Source organism: Cyclobacterium sp. 10D3-21 (assembly GCF_055809755.1).
In genome coordinates this window covers 5,611,706-5,631,883 of the sequence record NZ_CM147924.1, presented here as the reverse complement: position 1 = coordinate 5,631,883, position 20,178 = coordinate 5,611,706, and the positions used below count along the sequence as shown (strand labels likewise).

The following is a 20,178-nucleotide window of genomic DNA, read 5'->3' as shown; positions in this document are numbered from 1 at the left end:
CGGTAAAAATCCTTTCATCTACCAGCTACTTCAAAAATAGCTCTTTTAGAAAGTGTTTTTCAAATAATTGTATTGGTATTCTTCGTAAAGGATTTGGCGCAATCCTTGAAAAATGTGCTGGAACTTTTAGTTAAATCCAGATGTCAGTAATCTTTTGGTCGTTTATTGAACTCTAATTAAACCACCTCAATCAAGAACACAAGACTTAAGCAATACTATTCCCTACATTTTATTACTGTGTGGGCATAATATAAGGGCGCAACTCAATTTTACCATTTAAGTACTGAAAACCTTGCTAGTGAAAAAGAAACGTCCTCTATATTATTAGAGCATGTCTAGCGATTTTGGCGCTATGCAATTAAAAGATGCAATCTTAAATAAAAATTATCTTTTTAGCCCCACAAATAGCCCCCTATTTAAAAATAAAAACCCTAACTCATTATATTTCAAATGGTTAGGGTTTTGTTCAGCAGAGGAGGAGGGATTCGAACCCCCGGTACCTCGCGGTACAACGGTTTTCAAGACCGCCGCATTCGACCACTCTGCCACTCCTCTAGTTGGGTCTGATGCTTTAAGAAAACTTGCTAATTCAATGAATTTTTGCAAGCCTTTAATTCTTTATTTGTTGACCACTTCTCTTTTGATGTGAATCGGAAGGCAAAGGTAGTCTTAATTCTAATGAATGCAAATCCAAAAGGGTGAAAATTTTTGTGCAAAGTGCTAATTTTTTGAAAGTGAAGGACTTGTTTTTTTAGGATGCTTTTTGTTCAGCGCTTTTTGTAGGCTAACATTGATTTCATAACCTATCAAAACGATAATTGAAGTGATCCAAAGCCATAACATCAATGCCAACATCGTGCCTATAGAACCATACAATTTATTGTAACTGGCAAAATTGGTCAGGTAGTAGGAGAAAATGAAAAATCCCAGCGTAATCAATAAACCTGATACCACAGATCCAGTAGAAAAAAACTTCCACTTTTTACTTACCGCAGGAGCAAATCTAAAGATATAAGCAGTGGTAATGGTAAAGAGCATCAGCAAAACAAAAAACCTGAAAAAAGCCAGAAGATAGTAACTGATATTGTTGGAGATAAACTCAAACTCTGAAATTTTGTAAAGCAATTCGCTTCCTAGAACCATGACAAGTACGGCTCCGCAGACACTGAGGATCAAAACCATGACAATGCTCACTGATATCAGGCGCGTTTGAAAAAAGCCTCTGTTTTCTCTTGTGCGATAAACGGCATTAAAGGCATTCATCATTGAGATAACGCCATTGGTGGACAGGTACAAGGCAAAGACGAAGCCCAGAGAGAGCATGCCCTGCCTTGGCTTGCTTATGATGTCCAGTATGGTAGGAGCAGCCTCGTTGTAAATGCTTTCGGGCAATATGTCACTTACAAAAATAAGTATGTTCGCAGTAGTAACATCATGTAAAAAAAACTGAATAAAGGGAATCATATTCAGTAGAAAGAGCAACATGGGAAACAGTGCAACAGTGAAACTGAATGCCATAGCACTTGCTCTTTCAAAGACATCATCCTTCTGAATATGGTGTAGAAAAATTTTCCCTACATCATATAAATTTTGCTCAGGATTGCCAAAGTGAATAGGTTTAAGAAGTTGCGCCTTATTCCTTAACCTTTCTAAAAGTATGTTGAGTCTAGTTTTCACTCTACTGTTTGGAAATAGGGTTGCAATAGCTCCATAAATCTTGAAGGAGGCCGGCAGGGTCTGTGCGTGGTCGTTTTTAGAAAGGTTAGCAAAGTCTCACCTTGGTGGATCAACACCTGGCTCTCATTGAATATCTCATAATGAAAGCGTATCCTCACACCCGGCATTTCCTTTATGCTGGTTATTATGGTCAAATGTTCATCGTACCTACCAGGCAAAAGAAACTTGCTGTGGTTTTCTAACACAGGCATCATTACGCCACTTTCTTCCATTTCACGATAGGAGTAGCCAACACTACGAAGGGCTTCAACCCTTCCTACTTCGTAATAGGTCGCATAGTTTCCATAATAAACATAACCCATTTGGTCAGTTTCCGCATACCTTACTCTAATCTGATGTTCTTTTGTAAACATTTATTTGAAAATTTTTGCTGCGTTTAAAGCGTTTTGGTAACGTCTGGCATTGACCATATGGGCCCTAAGATTGGTGGCAAAGGAATGATAGCCTGAAAAATCCTCCTTTGCACAGAAATACAAATAATTGTGCGTTTGGTAATTCAAAACGGCGTTCAATGAACTTATTTCCGGAAGGGTGATTGGGCCCGGAGGCAAACCTGCATATTTGTAGGTGTTGTAGGGGCTTTCTATTTCTTTGTGTACGTTAAGTACTCTTTTGATGGTGAAGTCCTTTAAAGCAAATAACAGGGTTGGATCAGCTTGCAAAGGGATGCCTCTCTTTAATCTATTTATATAAACTCCGGCAACTATAGGACGTTCGTCTGCTTTATTGGTTTCTGATTGGACGATGGACGCCAGGGTTGCCACTTCAAGTGGGGTCATCTCAATGGCTTTTGCTTTGGCCAGTCGTTCGTCTGTCCAATACCTTTCATATTCTTTGTACATGCGTTCAAACAACTCAGGCGGGCTTATGGTCCAGTATACCTCATAGGTATTGGGGAGAAACATGGCCATTATGGTTTGGCTGTCAAAACCGTATTTCGCTATAAGGGAATCATCCTCAATCAAGGCCAGAAATGAAGCTTTATCCATTTCCAGGTTGCTGGTGATTTTTTCTGCCAATTCTTCCTTTAGCCTGATATTGTTAAAGGTGATGTTGACAGGGGTTTGTCTGCCTGAGCGCAATAAAACGACCAATTGCCTGTTGGTAAGTTTAGGTTGGATGATGTAATGGCCTGGTTTTACCCCACCATCAGAGTAGTTCATCACTTTGGCGACGAAACTGAAGGTAACCACCTCGTTGATGAGGTCTTGGTCAAGCAATTTGTCACGCACTTGAGAGAAAGTGCTGCCTTTAGGTATGTTCAATACGACTGGCTCTTCACTGTAGATCAGTATATTGGGAGAGAAGAAAGCCTGATAAAAATAAAAACTAAGAGAAGTCAGCAGCACCGAGAAAGCTACGACCCCTACCAAAATGTATTTCTTTTTTTTGTCTGTAAGCATTGTGATTATTGACTATCGGACCATAATAGGCCATAAAGTGACCTGGTTTGAGGTTTATTTAAAGGTACAAATATACTATTAAATCAGCCACTTGTTTTTTATGGAAAATAAAATAAGCTTAAAAATGATACTTGGCTTTTATTTTGCATTATAATTACCTTAATTTAACCGTAATTATAAACAGTGTGTTGGCCTGTCCAAAGCTAAATTGAAGTAAATATGGCGGCTATATTCATAAAGTTGTATCCTGAAAACCCTGATCCTAGAAAAATTAGTCAGGTAATAGAAGTCCTGCGCAAAGGTGGCGTAATCATATACCCTACAGATACTGTGTATGGTATGGGCTGTGATATATTTAACCAAAAGGCCATAGAAAGAATAGGTTTGATCAAGGGAGTTAAACCCCAGAAGGAACATTTCTCGTTTATATGTTATGACCTCAGTAATATTTCTGAGTATACCAGGTCCTTGAGTACACCAGTATTTAAATTGATGAAAAAGGCCCTTCCCGGACCTTTTACCTTTATTTTAGCTGCCAATAATAAGGTGCCTAAATTACTCAATAGTAAGAAAAAAACAGTAGGGATAAGAGTGCCTGATCACAGTATCCCAAGGTTACTTGTAAAAGAACTTGGTCAGCCCATTCTTACGACTTCTATCCGGGATGAGGATGATGTAATTGAGTACAGTACAGATCCTGAACTTATTTATGAGAAATACAAAGACCTCGTAGATGTAGTCATAGATGGCGGTTATGGAAAAAATGTAGCCTCTACCGTTATCGATTGTTCAGGTGATCAAATTGAAGTTTTAAGGGAAGGATTAGGAGAGATTTCTGAAATAATCTGATAATTTCCCTGTTTCCTTTGTCTGTCGCATTTCTTGGCACTAACTTTCGAAAAACAAAGAAAGATGACCAAGGAAAGTAAGGTATTGACAACCGATTTGCTGTATTTGCCACCTTTGGCATACTTTGTCGCAGTAAATGGTGCCGATAAAATCCAAATATATGCCGACGCTAAACTTAGCCGGCATTCCTATGTAAATAAGACTGAAGTGCTTCTGGCAAACAAAAGGGAAACCTTAATTGTGCCTGTGCATGGATTGAGGAAAAACCATGCAATCAAAGAGGTGAAAATAGATTATCATCAAAAATGGTTGAATGTTCACCTTAGAGGAATAAAGAGTGCTTATGGGAAATCCCCATTTTTTGAGTATTTTTATGATGACTTAGAGCAAATCTATTTGCGCAGGCCTCAGTTTTTAATCGATTTAAATTTGGATTTACTGACACTTTGTCTTAAATTTTTACGATGGGATGTCAGTTTGGTAGTAAAGGAAAGGGAAGAGGATGGAGACCAAAATAGTGACTTAAGAGGTTTTTTTCAGCCTAAGTCATTGATAAGCAGTAATATGGTTTATAAACCGTATCCTTACATGCAAATTTTTGGCCCAGACTTTGTTTCTAACTTGTCTATCGTGGATTTGTTGTTTTGTGAAGGTCCAGCAGCTAATGAAGTTTTGAACCTTTCCCGAAAGTAATTGAACAATTAGTGAAAAAGTTGTGTTTAAAAACAAATTCATTTGTATTAAATTGAGATTTGAAATATCACCATAAGAAAGGATAAATATAATGGAAGCAAAATTTTCAAACAGAGTAAAAGAGGTGATCTCTCTTAGCCGCGAAGAAGCTTTGCGCTTGGGTCATGATTACATCGGTACAGAACACCTCTTGTTAGGAATGATTCGTGAGGGTGAAGGTGTTGCTGTTTCCATTCTAAAGAAGTTGGGTGTTCCTTTGGACGAGTTAAGAAATGCGGTAGAACGAGCGGTTAAAGGTACAGCCAATCATAATGTTAAAAATCTTGCCAATATTCCCTTGACCAGGCAATCAGAAAAAGTGCTAAAAATCACTTATTTGGAAGCGAAAATTTTCAAAAGCCAACTTATAGGAACAGAGCATTTATTGCTATCAATTTTGAGGGATGAGGACAATATAGCGACTCAAATTCTTCAGAAATTTGACGCAACTTACGATACCGTTAAGGAAATGTTGGAATTTCAAACGGACCAAACACCAAGGTCAGGTACTGAGGCAGATGATCCCGACGAAGAAGGATCAAAATTATTTGGTGCATCAGGTAGCTCTTCAGGAAGCGCCAAAGGAACCACAGAAAAATCCCGAACACCAGTTTTGGATAATTTTGGCAGGGACCTTACCCGTATGGCTGAAGAGGATAAGCTTGACCCAATCATAGGTAGAGAAAAGGAAATAGAAAGGGTGGCTCAAATTCTTTCCAGAAGAAAGAAAAACAATCCCATTCTAATAGGAGAACCAGGTGTAGGTAAAACAGCTATTGCTGAAGGTTTAGCTCTTCGAATTATCCAGAAGAAAGTTTCTCGGGTATTGTTCAATAAAAGAGTTGTAACACTTGATCTTGCCTCTCTGGTTGCAGGTACCAAATACAGGGGACAATTTGAGGAACGAATGAAAGCCGTGATGAACGAGCTTGAAAAATCCCCAAGTGTCATCTTGTTTATTGATGAGTTGCATACTATCGTAGGAGCTGGTGGAGCAAGTGGTTCATTGGATGCATCTAACATGTTCAAGCCTGCGCTTGCAAGAGGGGAGATTCAATGTATTGGTGCTACCACCTTAGATGAATACAGACAATATATTGAAAAAGATGGCGCTTTGGCCAGAAGGTTCCAGATGGTAATGGTAGATGCTACCTCTACTGAAGAAACCATTCAGATTCTTGAGAATATCAAGGACAAATACGAAGACCATCACAATGTTACGTATACACCAGAGGCCATAAATGCTTGCGTTCATCTTTCGGATAGGTACATTTCTGATCGTTTTCTTCCAGATAAAGCCATCGATATTTTAGATGAAGCAGGAGCCAGGGTGCACATTAAGAACATCCACGTTCCTGAAAACATTCTACAACTCGAAGACGAGGTAGAGAAAATCAAGGTCGAGAAAAATAGGGTAGTCAAAAGCCAAAAATACGAAGAAGCTGCCCAGCTTAGAGACAAAGAGAAAAAACTTCTTGAGCAATTGGAAAATGCAAAAGCCAAGTGGGAAGAAGAAAGTAAGACCAAGCGCTATGCTGTTGAGGAAGACAATGTAGCGGAGGTTATTGCGATGATGACAGGTATTCCTGCCAGAAGAATCGCCCAGAATGAAGGAGCCAAGCTGCTGAATATGGGAGAAGAGCTGAAAGGAAAAGTGGTTGGTCAGGATGAAGCAATCAAAAAGCTTACCAAGGCCATTCAAAGGACAAGGGTAGGATTGAAAGATCCTAAAAAGCCTATTGGTTCATTTGTTTTCCTTGGGCCTACAGGAGTTGGGAAAACAGAACTTGCCAAAATGTTGGCTACCTACCTGTTCGACAAGGACGATGCGCTAGTAAGAATTGACATGTCTGAATACATGGAGAAATTTAGTGTTTCTCGTTTGGTAGGAGCGCCTCCAGGCTATGTAGGATATGAAGAAGGTGGACAATTGACAGAAAAAGTCAGGAGAAAGCCTTATTCCGTTGTATTATTAGATGAAATCGAAAAAGCACATCCAGATGTATTCAATATCCTTTTGCAGGTGCTTGATGATGGTGTGTTAACTGATGGTCTAGGAAGAAGGGTGGATTTTAGAAATACCATTATCATCATGACATCTAATATAGGTGTACGAGACCTTAAAGATTTCGGTGCTGGAATAGGTTTCGCTTCCAAAGCTAAGGAAGAGAACATGGACGAAGTAATGAAGTCTACCATTCAAAATGCCCTTAAAAAAGCATTTAGCCCTGAGTTTTTAAACAGGTTGGATGATGTGGTTATTTTCAATTCTTTGAATAAGGAGCATATCCATAAAATCATAGACATCAGTTTAACGAAGTTGTTTGCCAGAATTACTGATTTGGGTTATTCCATTGAACTTTCTGAGAAAGCAAAAGATTTCTTATCTGAAAAAGGCTATGACAGGCAGTATGGAGCAAGGCCTTTGAACAGAGCAATTCAGAAATATCTTGAAGATGCTTTGGCAGAGGAAATCCTTAAAGGCGAATTGTCTGAAGGGGATGTTATTCTTGCAGATTATTCTGGAGAAGGAGACGAGTTGGAGATAAAGGTGAATAAAAAAGAGAAAGCTGATTAAGGTCAGTTTTGAAATAGAATAATTAATTAAAGGACAGTGATACTCACTGTCCTTTTTTACGTTTATGGTTTTGGGAATAAATATGCCAGTTGGCTGAACCTGAACCTTTTTATTGAGGCTGGGGTTACCATTTATTACTGTCTCTGTTCAATCGGTAGTCATCACAAATGCCGTAAACAGAATGAAAATGACAAAATCGGTTTGTGTAATGTGTATAAAAAAATGCCAGCATGAGTTTTTTTATTGAAATGCTTTTAAAGCTGTTTTTTCTATTGTCTATCATACCCTTTTTGGTTTCTGAAAAGCTTCAGAAAAAATATGATATGAAAATCAATTCCCAGATAGAATACACACTATTCACGGGGCCTAAAAAAATAGCGTTGATTGGTGAAAAATTTATTGAAGAAACCAGTGGAATGGCTGTTTCCAGAAAGAATTCCTCATGGATTTATGTTCACAATGATAGTGGTGGAGCACCTGAGATTTATATCCTGGATACCTTGGGTGCATTTTTGGGGACCCTAAGGTTGGAGGGCGTGGAGAATCGAGATTGGGAAGATTTGGCAATGGGTCCCGGGCCTATCGAGGACCAAAGCTATTTGTATATTGGAGATATCGGTGACAATTTCAGTAATGCTGAGGAGTTGATCATTTATAGAATTCCTGAACCCGATAGTCTCGAAAATACAATGACTGCAACCCCTGAGGTTATTAAACTTACCTATCCGGATGGGCCTAAAGATGCAGAGACTTTATTGGTAGACCCCATCAGTGGTGATCTTTTTGTGTTGACTAAAAGAGAAGCCAAAAATACGCTTTACAAAGCCTCAAAAGATTTATTGACAGATGGAAGCAATATTACTTTGGAAAAAGTAATGCAATTGCCCATAACACTTTCTGTGGGTGGGGATATAGCTGCCGATGGCTCTCAGGTCCTGATAAAAAATTATTGGGTGATTTACTATTGGTCGAGAATTGAAGGGGAATCACTGGAAGAGACCTTGTCCCGGAAAGCTGTTTTACTTCCCTATGAGCCAGAGCCACAAGGAGAAGCAATTGCCTTTGAGCCTCAAGGAAATTCTTATTTCACCTTAAGCGAGAAAAAATTACGCATTAAGCCTGTTTTGTACCGCTATGACAGAGCTACAAGCGAAAACTGATAAGAGATTTAATTTTTGTTTCTATTACCCCCCTTATTTTTAAACTCAGGTGTCCCTACTAATTTAAAAAACTGGGGACTAATTTTTTAATATCAGGGATTTGTTCAGGTTGTCTTTGATTTAAACTGTTCAGGAAGCTTTGAAGAAGATAGGATTACCATGTTTTTTTCTAACCTTTACCAATTCCGATCAGGTTTTCTCCATGATTTTGTATAATTTTCACTTATAAAGCCATCTAGTAATGAAATATACAAGAAGAGATTTTGTGAAAACCAATGCCATTATAGGTACAGGAGCAGTAATGGGATTTAATTTTCTGTCTCCTGAAGTAAAACCAGCACTTATGGGAGGTAATCCTGTTAGAACTTCTTCCTGGCCTACATGGCCTCGGTGGAACCCGGAAACTGATGAATCCAGGGTGTTGGAAGTCTTGAGGAGCGGAGTTTGGTCCAGGTCTGAAGTAGTGAAAGAGTTTGAAAATAAATGGGCAAATACCATAGGATCTAAAAGGTGTCTTACCGTCGTTAACGGTACCAATGCATTAATTGCCGCATTAGTACAGGCAGATATTGGTGGAGGGGATGAAGTTTTGGTTTCCTCCTATACCTTTATTGCCAGTGTTGCAGCCATTTTACAGACGGGAGCGATGCCGGTATTTGTGGATGCTGATCCGGAAACTTTTCAGATTGATCCAGAAGAAATAAAAAAGAAAATAACCAGTAGAACCAGAGCCATCCTGCCAGTTCATATTTTGGGTTTACCCGCAGATATGGAAAGCATTATGGTGATAGCCAAAGCAAATGACCTTGTGGTTATCGAGGATGCTTGCCAGGGTTGGTTGGCAGAGATAAACAATAAGAAAGTAGGGACATTTGGACTTGCGGGTTGCTTTAGTTTTCAAAACTCCAAAAACCTGCCAATGGGTGAAGGGGGAGCCATCGTCAGTGATGATGATGATTTTATGGACAAGTGCTATTCCTACCACAATTATGGTTATGCCTATGGTTCATTGGTTGGTGCGGTCAATCAAGGAGCTGTTATGGCTGGAACAAAGATTCGACTTACAGAATACCAGGCAGCCATAGGTTTAAGTCAATTGGAACGGCTCGATGCGGAAACGCAATTGCGAGAAACCAATGCAGCTTACCTCAAACAGAAATTAGAAGGAATTCCTGGGCTTAGCACTTATGTCTTGTACCCGAATGTTACTCGGGCCGTCTTTCATCTTTTCCCGTTTAGATTTCATAGTGATGGTTTTAAGGGCTTATCCAGGGAAGTTTTCCTCAAAGCTTTGCGCGCTGAAGGAATACCTTGTTCCAGTGGATACATACCACTAAATGATAAATTGTACCTGAAAGATGCTTTTACCTCTAAAAATTACAAGAGGATGTACCAGCCCGATGAATTGGATTTTGATACATTTGTAGCCAATAATCAGTTTCCTGTAACAGATAAATTATGCAATGAAGAGGCTATTTGGCTCTCTCAGAGCATGCTTTTAGGGAACCAGTCAGATATGGATGATATCGCAAATGCCATTTATAAAATCCATGAAAATGCAGAAGAATTACTTAACTATAAAGGATAATTTAAACCGACTAAAAAATTGAAATTGGAAAATAAAAACAAAGGGCTACTGGCCCAGCCTTATTATTCAGGCTTCGAAATAGCCCATGATACCTACCAGGCATTAAGCAGTGCCTCTGATGGGAAAATTTATTACGTTTTGTCTTCTGAGTCGCTTACAAAGGCTGGTCAACTTTATAGTATTGATCCGGAGACCGAAAAAATTGAATGGTTGGCAGATCTTTCAGAGGCCTGTGGTGAAATAGATAGCAATACCATTCCACAAGGAAAAAGCCATGTTCCCTTTTTTGAAAAGGATGGCAAATTGTATTTCGGGACCCACATTGGGGTATATGAAATGATCGATGACATGGAGAGACTTCCTGTCAACCCTATGGAAGGTGTGGAAAATTACCTAGGAGGTCATTTTCTGAGCTGGGACATAAAAAATAAGGTGATGGACGATCTTGCTATCGTACCTGATGGTGAAGGAGTACTGACCATGACCATGGATACCCAACGAAATCAAATTTATGCCCTCACCTGGCCTAGTGGTAATTTCTTGCACCTGGATTTGAATACCAGTGAATTAAAGGACTTTGGTCCTATCTCTGAAAAGGGTGAAGCAGGAGTAGTTGGTGAAGACTATAGGGTCTTGTGCAGGTCATTATTGGTTAGCCCTGAAAACGGCAATGTTTACTACACGACTTCTGATGGGAATATCTTTTGTTACAGCCCGGATAACGGAGAAGGGCCTGCTAAATTACAAGACGTTAACATGAGAAGGGATTTTTTCGGAGACTATGATCCCAAAGTGCCTGGGAATATGGGCTATAACTGGAGAAGAATTTTCTGGCATGCTGAAGACAATGTGGCTTATGGTATTCATGGGAACTCCAATTACCTTTTTAAATTTGATCCGAAAAATGCGAAAATTGAGCTTCTAGAAAGGTTGTCATCGCTTCCTTCCAAACGAAGTGGCATGTATGACCAATTCAGCTATGGCTACTTGGGCTTTGATTTAGGGCCAGACAAAGAGACTTTGTTTTACCTTACAGGCGGGCCTGTGTCTGATAGGCCTCCAGTAGATGGAACCAAAAAAATCGCCAAAGGAGCTGCCAAAAATCTAGAGAATTTACATTTGGTAACCTATCACTTGCCTACTGGAACTTATACCGACCATGGTCCGGCATTTTATGCCGATGGCAGTATTCCGACCTATGTGAATGCCATTGCCATAGACAAAGATGCAAATGTCTTTACCATGGCAAGGATGCAAAAACCTTGGGGAGAAATTCAGGATTTGGTGAAAATTCACTATCCTAAAAAATGAATCCGAATTAGGCAATAGCACTTCTTTCCCTTGGAAACCACATGAGTGGAGAGTCAGTAAAGCGCAATTGCATTATCCGGTAATAAAAAAAGGGGGCTAAATTTAGCCCCCTTTTTTTATTTGGATTTTGAACTCATTTGAAGCCTCAAAATACCTCCTTTGGTCAAGTCCCCATGGCGAATGCCAATGCCTTTTATAGGTTTTCCATTAAAGCTTTTTCGGGAGATGTAATAGTTTTCAGGGCCATTGTTCTGGGCCTGAATAGTTATAGATTTACCAGTATAGTAATCTGGATGGAGGTGTATTATGGCTTTATTGAAAATTGGACTACCTAATTCGTAGATTGGATTTTCTTCCGTTCCAGCATTCATCTGGAACAGCCCTAGTTTCATTAACACAGCCAATGAGCCCATAAGCCCTTGGTCCTCATCGCCATTAAATCCGCTTTCTGGAGATAAACCTGAAAAAGCTGCAGCCAATACTTTTCTAGACCAATATTGGGTAAGGTCAGGGCGGTCTAGATAATTGAAGATGAAAGCCGTTTGCATGGAAGGTTGATTGCCATAATTAATAGGAATCCTTCTGTACTCAGGATGTGTTTCAAGTGAATGAGAGGTACCGGAAGTAAATCCAAGTTTCTCCGCTTCTTCAAATTGTTTGTTCAAACGTTCAGCCGCTTTTTCTTTACCACCCATAAGTGTGGCCAAGCCTGCAATGTCATGTGGTACAAACCAAGTGAATTGAGCGCCATTGGCTTCGACATAGCCTTTGGCGTAGTCATAAGGATCAAATGGACTGAACCATTCCCCATTTACATCCTTAGGCCTTATCCAGCCAGTTTGTTGGTCGTAGAGATTTTTGTAATTATTTGAACGGGCTAAAAAATTGGTAGCATCTTCCTTTTTGCCCAAGGCAAGCGCAAGTTGTGCCAGTGTCCAATCCTGATAGCTATACTCCAAAGTTTGTCCAGCCCCTTGCTCATGCCCACCAAAGCGACCTCTGGGATTGGGATAGGGAACATATCCCATACTAATATAGTCTTCTACATTGCCGCCCAGAGCGGTTTTGTGCTCATAGCCTGATCTGCTCATCATTCCTCCGGAAAGGTGGTTTTTCCGAAGGCCTTCATAGGCCAGCGCTATATCAAAGCCACGGATTCCTTTTTGATACAATCCAACAAAAAACGGCGTACTGGATGCTCCGGTCATCACATAGGTGTAATTTCCTCCAGAAGGACCTCGAGGGACCAAACCACCATCTTTGTAATACTGAAGCAAACTATTGGCAAATTCTTCTGCGATCTCAGGATAAACCAAGCCCCACAATACACTTATGGTCCACTGTGCACCCCAAAAGGAATCTGAATTGTATTGTTTGAAAAGGGGCTTTCCCTGATCGTCAAGTGGCAATTGACCAATCTTGAAGGTGTCGCCGGTATTGTCAGGATAAGCACCATTTACATCGCTTATGGTCCTTCTTCCCTGAAGTGATTTCCATAAATCGGTATAAAATCGCCTTTGCTGGGTTTCGGTATTTCCTTCTACTTCTATTCTGCCAAGAAGTTCATTCCAAACATCTTCTGTCTCCTTTACCACTTTATCAAAGTCCCAGTGAGGAAGCTCTTCCGCCATATTTAGCGCAGCATTTTCAGGCTTTGTATAAGAAAGCGCCACCTTCATGTGCAGGGGCGTTCCTTTGCTTTCAGCAAAAGCCACTATCTGATGGGGTGATTGATTGCTGTCAATCAATTTTTCAATGGGTTGATCAAACTCAACCCTGAAATGTACTGTCAAAGTATTGGGTCTTCTTGAGGTAGGCGAATTGGTGATTTGTCCTTCCAGAATATAGGGAGAAACTTGTTTCAAACTACCGTCTTGCATTTTACTTGGACCCAAAACTCCACCAAGGTGGAAAAGGACTGCCTGTTTCTTTCCAGCCGGGAAGTTGTACTTGTGCAATCCTACACGGTGAGTGGCGGTTAATTCTGCAGTTATACCATATCGATCTAAAAACACCTTATGATAGCCAGGTTTAATTGATTCTTTATCCCTGTCATAAGTGGAGTAATAATCCTCCAATAAATCTTCAGGATCACTGGTATAACTAACAGGCATTACCGAAACTCCAGACATTTGCCAGGCATGGATATGACTGAAGCCTTTTACGGTGTCTTCATTGTATCGATAGCCGCTATTCCAGGCACCTTCTATGACATGGTCAGGGCTTAGGTTGACCATGCCGAAGGGGCGCGTCGCAGCACTAAAATAAAACCACCTCGAGTTTGCAGCATCCAGAAGCGGATAGACTTGGTCTACAGGTTTCGGATCCGGTTTTGCTTGAAACCCCATGGCTGGGAGTACCAACAGAAATGCAAATAGTCTGAATATAAATTTTACCATAGTATTAGCTTTTGTTTTCGGAAAGGGCCAATTGCCAGTTCCAACTATCTCTTAATGCTTCCTCTAAATTGAAGCGGGCTTTCCAATTCAATTCTTGGTTGATTTTTGAGGTGTCTGCCCAGACTTTTACAACATCACCAGGTCTTCTAGGCCCTACTTTATAATTTAGTGCTTTGCCACTTACTTTTTCAAAAGCTTTTATTACATCCATTACAGTATTGCCATTGCCAGTACCAACATTAAAAATGTCATAAAATGGCGCCTCTTTTCCTTTCAGATGTGAGATAGCCTTTACATGGGCTTCGGCCAAGTCCATTACATGGATGTAATCCCGAACACAGGTGCCATCAGGGGTGTCATAATCATCACCAAAAACAGTTAATTCTTTTCTTATTCCCACACCTGTTTGGGTCACAAAAGGAACGAGGTTGGAAGGTACACCCAAGGGTAACTCACCGATTAGTGAGGAGGTATGTGCACCAATTGGATTGAAGTAACGGAGGGCTATTGCAGATAAAGCCACCTTACTGTTTACTTGATCCACCAAGATGTCTTCGCAAATCTTTTTTGTATTCCCGTACGGGCTTTCCGCTTTTTTTCTAGGGGTAGATTCCTTCACAGGAAGTTTATCTGGTTGACCATACACTGTACATGAAGAAGAGAAAACCAAATTCTCCACATTGTGTTTGTTCATAGTGGCCAAAAGCACCAATAGCGAACTGATATTATTGGTGTAATATTTTAAAGGAAGCATTGAGCTCTCACCAACAGCCTTAAAAGCTGCAAAATGAATGACCCCGGAAAGCTTGTTTTCCGTGAAAATACGGTCCATTAATTCAGCATCATTACAATCACCTTCATAACAAGGGATGTCTTGACCAGTAATTTTCTTAAGACCTAACAGAGCGCTTTTTTCGGAATTTGAAAAATCATCGATGATGATGGGCTGGTAGCCGGCTTCCAAAAGAGCCACCGCCGTATGGGAACCAATATATCCGGCCCCACCAGTTATTAAAATTTTTTCCATTGTCAAATATAAAATTTTATCCTATCCTTAGAAAGAAATAAAACTTAATATGTACTTGAATTTTCAAACTTAGAATCAGAGTTGTTTCTATTTGGGGTGCTTGCTAAAAGGAAAACTGCATGTGAATCAGGGTGCATGGTTTTTGGCTTAAGGCAAAAGGAGTTTTAAACTTAGATTAGGTAGTAGTGTGTGCTGGTGATTCTGTGGAAGAAATCCCAGTACCAAATAGATGGCCTATTTCAGGTTAAACCACAAATACAATTGGTTATTTAGCTTCTGTGTTAGATCAGTTCAATAGGAATGGTGTTTATTTTGGGGTTATCAATAAGATTCTTTACCTTTGCGCACTGAAAGGAGGTGTATATTATGATCGTAGTTAACGTAAAAGAGAACGAATCTATCGAGAAAGCGTTAAAGCGTTTCAAGAAGAAGTTTGATAAAACAGGAGTCATTCGTGAATTGAGAAGCAGACAGGCTTTCGAAAAACCTTCTATTTCTAGAAGAACCGAAGTGATTAAAGCAGCTTACAAGCAACGCATGCAAGAAGCGGAAGGTAAATAAGAAATCCTTTCATTTTCGAAAAAAATTAAGCATATTGATGTTCTAAAACATCGATATGCTTTTTTCATTTATTAGCTACCTTGAACATGAGAAAAGGGTAAGTCCACACACGGTCTTGGCTTATAAAAAAGACCTTGACCAGTTTATCCTTTTTATAAATACTGCCTTTGGCATGGTTAATCCTGAGGAGGCGGGCCATGCAGAGATAAGGGCATGGATGGTCGATCTTATTGAAGAGGGGCTAGAGGTGACCACGGTCAATAGAAAAATGGCCACATTGCGGTCTTTCTATAAATTTTTATTACGCTCCCAAATCATCAGTAAAGACCCAACTTTTAAAATAAGGTCATTAAAAAAAGGGCGAAACCTGCCCGCATTCATTCAGGAAAAAGAAATTTATACCTTACTAGAATCGACAAATTTTGATGCTGATTTTGAAGGACAGCGAGACCGAATGGTCATGCAAACGCTTTATCTCACAGGGATTAGATTGTCCGAATTGATTGGATTAAAGTGGTCTGCGGTGGACCTTAGTCAGTTACAGATAAAAGTACTGGGTAAAGGTAAAAAATACAGAATAATCCCTATTTCAAGTGAACTAAGAGTAGCCATACTTCACTACAAAAAAGTTTTTGAAGAATGTTTTTCTATTCAAAACGAAAATGATTTTTTCATCGTTAGATTAAATAGAGAGGTAGCTTATCCCATGATGATTTATCGAATTGTTAAGAAATATTTAAATCTTTTTGTCCGAAACACCCAAAGCAATCCTCACCTTATGAGACATACCTTTGCAACCCATCTTCTAAATAAAGGAGCAGACTTAAACGCTGTCAAAGATCTTCTGGGGCATGCGAGCCTTGCCGCGACTCAGGTATATACTCATAATTCTATTGAGAAACTTAAGGCTGTGTATGAACAGGCACATCCGAAAGCTTAAATTGAAGTTTAACTTTTAAACGTTTATTATTATGAAATTACAAATGCATTCAATTCATTTCGTAGCCGATCAGAAATTGATCAATTTTATTCAAAAAAAGTCGGATAAACTTGATACTTATTATGATCAAATCATTGACGGGGAGGTTTTTATGAGGTTGGATAAAAATGATAAAAGTGAAAATAAAATCGTGGAAATCAAACTGAATGTACCGGGTAAACAATTTTTTGCAAAAAGTCAAAATGATTCTTTTGAAGCAGCAGCTGATGACTCAATAGAGGCGCTTCGAAGGCAAATCAAAAAGCACAAAGAAAAATTAGTTTTGGCTAAGCAATAGTCTTGGGCAATTACAAAAGAAAAAAGGCTTGCCATTTGGTAAGCCTTTTTTTGCTTATTCAAGAGACCGGTCAATCCAGTAGTACTTTTTCCCCCATTTCATTTTTTCTTCAGAAGTATTCCCGTTTATTATGGCCATTATCATTTCATTGATAAACTTAGGGTCCCAATTTAAACTGACGACTTCCGTAATTGGGAGTATTTCCTCAAGATTCTTTTTGTTGGGTTCATCGCATATGATATACGAATAACTATCAGGTATTTCGCCTAAAGAGGCAAATGTTTTCATAGGGTATTCTGGCCCCAGCCCTATTCTTATTTTGCTGGCATAATGAAGGTTTCCTAGAAAAGCAATTTTGCTGTTTTCTGGTATATTATGACCCGAAATGTACGCTTGCACCTGCCTTCCCTGATTGGGGATAGACAAAGGATGGGTAACCAGCGCAATGGAGAAAAACAATAAGAGAATAGAAAGGCCCATTACCTGCAACTGATAGGCTGGCTGGCTGATTTTTTTCCAAAGCAACACGCTTAAACCAAATCCAATGATCCATTGGCCAAATATCCAAATAGGACTTCCTAATCCTACATGAGCAAATAGGGCGACGGACAATACCAGCCAATTGATCCCTATAAATATTTTGGTCCAGACTTTCATTGCCTTGGATGGGATAACATAGGTTTTCAATAATACTCCAGCCAGGAAAATGGAAGCAATAGGTGTAACAGGAAGCAGGTAGCGCTCATAAAATGTGGATACCATTGCCGTCATACCTATGATGGAAAGCACCCAGACCATTGCAAATCCCATGAAAGCCTTGTTTTGACTAAAAACAGTTTTTATTCCTGGTAACAGCTTCTTTATCTTTAAACTGACCCAAGGGACAAAGAGACCGACCATTAAGAGCACAGCAAAAACAAAATGTTTAGCAATCATCAATAGCCTGTTCCCTACACGCATGCCCACCTGATCTTCTATAAACGAATCCAAATACACAGGGCCAAATTTTAAATACATGGCCATAAACCAGAACAAGCCAATAAACAAGGCAATAATTATTGCAGGCAAATACAAAAGTTTGATAAGTTTAATGCGCTTCCAAGGATTAAAGAGCATATACGCTATGGCCACAAGACCCAAGGCTGCTGCAGGAAGTCCTTTCGATTCGAAGGCAAAAGCCAATCCCAAATAAAAAAACCAAAGGTATTTCTTGGGACTGTTATTTCCATACTTTAATAAACCTGTCACGCCTACCGCTGCCAAAGTCATAAAAAATGCCAGCAAAATATCTGGGATAGAGCGGGTGCTGCTAAATATGACAATGGGATGCGTGGCAATAATCCATGCAGACCATACAGGGAGTTTTTTACTTCGCCCTACCATTTTTGCTATATGATAGACCATTGGAATTATTCCTGCACCAAAGAGTAGGAATAAAATTCGGGAAGAGTAGGCGGCCACACCAAGCGTTTTGAAACCTGCAAGTACGAACCAATAGGTCAATATGGGTTTTTTGAATCGCAATTCACCACTCCCTAGATAGGTGGTCAGGTAATCACCATTCTGCATCATTCGGATTGCTGCATCAGTATAATACATCTCGTCCGGGTAGTGGAGGTGAAAATCAAGCGCGAATGGTCCTATCAGAACCAAAAAGGCGACCATAGGAAAGCCGTAAGAGTTAATCCACCCTGGTGTTTTGTTCATTGTTGAAAAGAATTAGGGGTAAAATTAAAAAAATAAAAGGCTTGAGCGGTGTTTTCTTTCTAAAAGAACTTTGAATATATTTTTAAACCGGATGAAATGATGCAGGAAATTTATTTTTGACAACCAAATTTATCCTGCTTTAATTATTACCATCTGTTTGCACTCGTGGATTTCAATATTTAAGTGCTTGTTTTTTTAACCTCGATTAAGGACTTAGGCGTTTATACTATTTATACGCTCATAATCCTCCCTGCCTCAAATAACCTGAGACACAGGCTTTTTAGGGAGGTTATTTCATTAAAATACCACCAAAGGACAATGAGAATGAATTGTTTCCCTTTGGTGGTTTACGATTTGGAAAGATTTAAGACGTTTTGTTAATCTCGTTAAATCTTTACGCTTTCACCTTTTTCGGCAGATTTGAGAATGGCTTCTACTATTCTTATGTCGCGAAGCCCTTCTTCTCCAGGTACCAAAGGTGCTTTGTTTCCTATGATGGCAAGTGCATCGTCATCCATTTGATTGGCTTGTTGCCAAGGTACTTCGTAAGAGTGGTTGATCAGTCCTAATGGGCTTTCTCCTTTGGCTCCCCCATAGCTTGAAAAAGGTTTCAAGGCGATATCGCCTTTTTCACATTCCACTGTTAGGTAATTAGTTCCTTCAGCAAATGAGGTTCTGATGTCTGCAAATACGCCTCCTGGGAATTCCAATTTTGCCGTCACTTCATCGGCCAGACCATCTTTATAGATTTCTGGACGAGTAGAAATTGCTTTGGCCGAGTGTACGGCTATGGGCTCCATATTTGTTCCCAATCTTGCCCCTTGAATGGCATAAACACCCATGTCATAAATGACACCGCCACCCATCTCTTTTTTCTGTTTCCAATGATCGGTTCTGTTTTCCCTGTAGCCTGCTTCGCAGTTTACATATTTCACCTTACCCAACTTATTGTTTTGGATGATCGACCGGTATTCTTTTGTGTTTGGTTCATGCTGTAATCTGTAGCCAATGGTAAGTTGCACATTGTTCTTTTTACAGGCTTTGATCATGTTCTTGCATTCTTTGCTGGTAACTGCCATCGGTTTCTCACACCAAACATGTTTGGCGGCATTGCTGGCCCGTACCACATATTCCTCATGCATTGATGGAGGCAATACCACATAAACGACATCAATGTCAGGATTGTCTGCTATTGAATCAAAATTTTCGTAATTGTAGATATTCTTTTCAGGAATTTGGTATTTTTCTTTCCAGGCGACTGCTTTAGCAGGAGTGCCTGTAACGATGCCTGCAAGGTAGCAATGTTCTGTCTGCTGTAAAGCCGGAGCCAGTAAATCCGTGCTGTAATAGCCTAGGCCGACAAGCGCGACCCCGATTTTTCGTTTCTTTTTTGCTGCCAATAATTCATAAGGACTGACCAGGGCCAGACTACTGCCTAAGGCAATTGATTTAAGCGCATTTCTTCTGGATTGGGTATTCATTGGATTAGGTTTATGTTTTGATAAAATGCTACAAAAGGTATTTCTGTTTTATTCTTTAAATAGTACTTGGTAGCAGAAATTGAGATTAAATATTTTGTTCCCTCAATTTCACTATCCTCCGATGGTTGCTTTAAGTGTAAATGAAAACCTGGTTATATATGAATGAAATAATTTTAGCAGGAAAGGTTTATATTTGGACCAGGTTTTTACTGCTCTTTTATTGCCCATTTGGGATTAAATATAAGCAAAATTGCTATCTGGTCAAATAGACTGAAGCGTAGTGTTTTCCAAAATGCTGTTCTTTTAAGAGTAGGTTTTAGCCCATCAATTTGCCACAGCTTTTAAAAAGCTTTAATTTCGTCCAAATT

At 39.6% G+C, this 20,178-nt stretch carries 16 protein-coding genes and 1 tRNA gene; 9 read left to right on the top strand and 8 right to left on the bottom strand.

Annotated features, from left to right (window positions below; translation table 11 throughout):
* Positions 1-470: 470 nt before the first annotated feature.
* From AC0L7T_RS21730 to mltG, 4 genes are all read right to left on the bottom strand, one after another.
* Positions 471-555, bottom strand: a tRNA-Ser gene (locus AC0L7T_RS21730).
* A gap of 165 nt (positions 556-720) precedes the next feature.
* Positions 721-1,677, bottom strand: a complete 957-nt coding sequence (locus tag AC0L7T_RS21725) for a YihY/virulence factor BrkB family protein (RefSeq protein WP_473338381.1) — start codon at positions 1,675-1,677, stop codon at positions 721-723.
* Positions 1,674-2,090, bottom strand: a complete 417-nt coding sequence (locus AC0L7T_RS21720) for an acyl-CoA thioesterase (protein ID WP_473338379.1) — start codon at positions 2,088-2,090, stop codon at positions 1,674-1,676. The genes AC0L7T_RS21725 and AC0L7T_RS21720 overlap by 4 nt, the downstream gene beginning before the upstream one ends.
* Positions 2,091-3,140, bottom strand: a complete 1,050-nt coding sequence (mltG, locus tag AC0L7T_RS21715; RefSeq protein ID WP_473338377.1) for an endolytic transglycosylase MltG — start codon at positions 3,138-3,140, stop codon at positions 2,091-2,093.
* A 219-nt stretch (positions 3,141-3,359) separates the two neighbouring features.
* Between mltG and AC0L7T_RS21710 the strand changes: the two genes are divergently transcribed.
* From AC0L7T_RS21710 to AC0L7T_RS21685, 6 genes are all read left to right on the top strand, one after another.
* Positions 3,360-3,989, top strand: a complete 630-nt coding sequence (locus tag AC0L7T_RS21710; protein ID WP_473338376.1) for an L-threonylcarbamoyladenylate synthase — start codon at positions 3,360-3,362, stop codon at positions 3,987-3,989.
* A 63-nt stretch (positions 3,990-4,052) separates the two neighbouring features.
* On the top strand, positions 4,053-4,682 hold the full coding sequence (locus AC0L7T_RS21705; protein ID WP_473338373.1) for a WbqC family protein: 630 nt from the start codon (positions 4,053-4,055) through the stop codon (positions 4,680-4,682).
* A 91-nt stretch (positions 4,683-4,773) separates the two neighbouring features.
* Positions 4,774-7,299: an ATP-dependent Clp protease ATP-binding subunit gene (locus AC0L7T_RS21700; protein WP_473338372.1), complete on the top strand. Its 2,526-nt coding sequence runs from the start codon at positions 4,774-4,776 to the stop codon at positions 7,297-7,299.
* Positions 7,300-7,529: 230 nt separating this feature from the next.
* Positions 7,530-8,459 carry a hypothetical protein gene (locus AC0L7T_RS21695; protein WP_473338370.1) on the top strand — a complete coding sequence of 310 codons (930 nt, stop codon included), beginning with the start codon at positions 7,530-7,532 and terminating at the stop codon, positions 8,457-8,459.
* Positions 8,460-8,700: 241 nt separating this feature from the next.
* The gene (locus AC0L7T_RS21690; RefSeq protein ID WP_473338369.1) at positions 8,701-10,047 is read left to right on the top strand and encodes a DegT/DnrJ/EryC1/StrS family aminotransferase; all 1,347 of its coding nucleotides are present in this window, start codon (positions 8,701-8,703) and stop codon (positions 10,045-10,047) included.
* A 24-nt stretch (positions 10,048-10,071) separates the two neighbouring features.
* On the top strand, positions 10,072-11,358 hold the full coding sequence (locus tag AC0L7T_RS21685; RefSeq protein WP_473338367.1) for an NHL repeat-containing protein: 1,287 nt from the start codon (positions 10,072-10,074) through the stop codon (positions 11,356-11,358).
* Positions 11,359-11,474: 116 nt separating this feature from the next.
* Here AC0L7T_RS21685 and AC0L7T_RS21680 read toward each other — a convergent pair whose 3' ends face one another.
* Positions 11,475-13,757, bottom strand: a complete 2,283-nt coding sequence (locus AC0L7T_RS21680) for a GH92 family glycosyl hydrolase (RefSeq protein ID WP_473338366.1) — start codon at positions 13,755-13,757, stop codon at positions 11,475-11,477.
* 4 nt (positions 13,758-13,761) lie between these two features.
* Positions 13,762-14,784 carry a UDP-glucose 4-epimerase GalE gene (galE, locus tag AC0L7T_RS21675; RefSeq protein ID WP_473338365.1) on the bottom strand — a complete coding sequence of 341 codons (1,023 nt, stop codon included), beginning with the start codon at positions 14,782-14,784 and terminating at the stop codon, positions 13,762-13,764.
* Positions 14,785-15,150: 366 nt separating this feature from the next.
* On the opposite strand from galE, the gene rpsU reads away from it, so the two are divergent.
* From rpsU to AC0L7T_RS21660, 3 genes are read left to right on the top strand one after another with little or no spacing between them, the layout of a single operon-like run.
* Entirely contained in the window at positions 15,151-15,345 is a 195-nt protein-coding gene (rpsU, locus tag AC0L7T_RS21670) for a 30S ribosomal protein S21 (RefSeq protein ID WP_040416628.1), read from the top strand.
* Positions 15,346-15,400: 55 nt separating this feature from the next.
* Positions 15,401-16,285 carry a tyrosine-type recombinase/integrase gene (locus AC0L7T_RS21665; RefSeq protein WP_473338364.1) on the top strand — a complete coding sequence of 295 codons (885 nt, stop codon included), beginning with the start codon at positions 15,401-15,403 and terminating at the stop codon, positions 16,283-16,285.
* A gap of 31 nt (positions 16,286-16,316) precedes the next feature.
* Positions 16,317-16,622, top strand: a complete 306-nt coding sequence (locus tag AC0L7T_RS21660; RefSeq protein ID WP_020892964.1) for an HPF/RaiA family ribosome-associated protein — start codon at positions 16,317-16,319, stop codon at positions 16,620-16,622.
* 54 nt (positions 16,623-16,676) lie between these two features.
* On the opposite strand, the gene AC0L7T_RS21655 is transcribed toward AC0L7T_RS21660, so the two are convergent.
* Together AC0L7T_RS21655 and AC0L7T_RS21650 are read right to left on the bottom strand one after the other, a co-directional pair.
* Positions 16,677-18,329, bottom strand: coding sequence for an ArnT family glycosyltransferase (locus AC0L7T_RS21655; protein ID WP_473338362.1), 1,653 nt, complete (start codon positions 18,327-18,329; stop codon positions 16,677-16,679).
* Between the two features lie 386 nt (positions 18,330-18,715).
* Complete coding sequence (locus tag AC0L7T_RS21650) at positions 18,716-19,810, bottom strand: Gfo/Idh/MocA family protein (RefSeq protein ID WP_473338360.1); 1,095 nt, start codon at positions 19,808-19,810, stop codon at positions 18,716-18,718.
* Positions 19,811-20,178 lie beyond the last annotated feature (368 nt).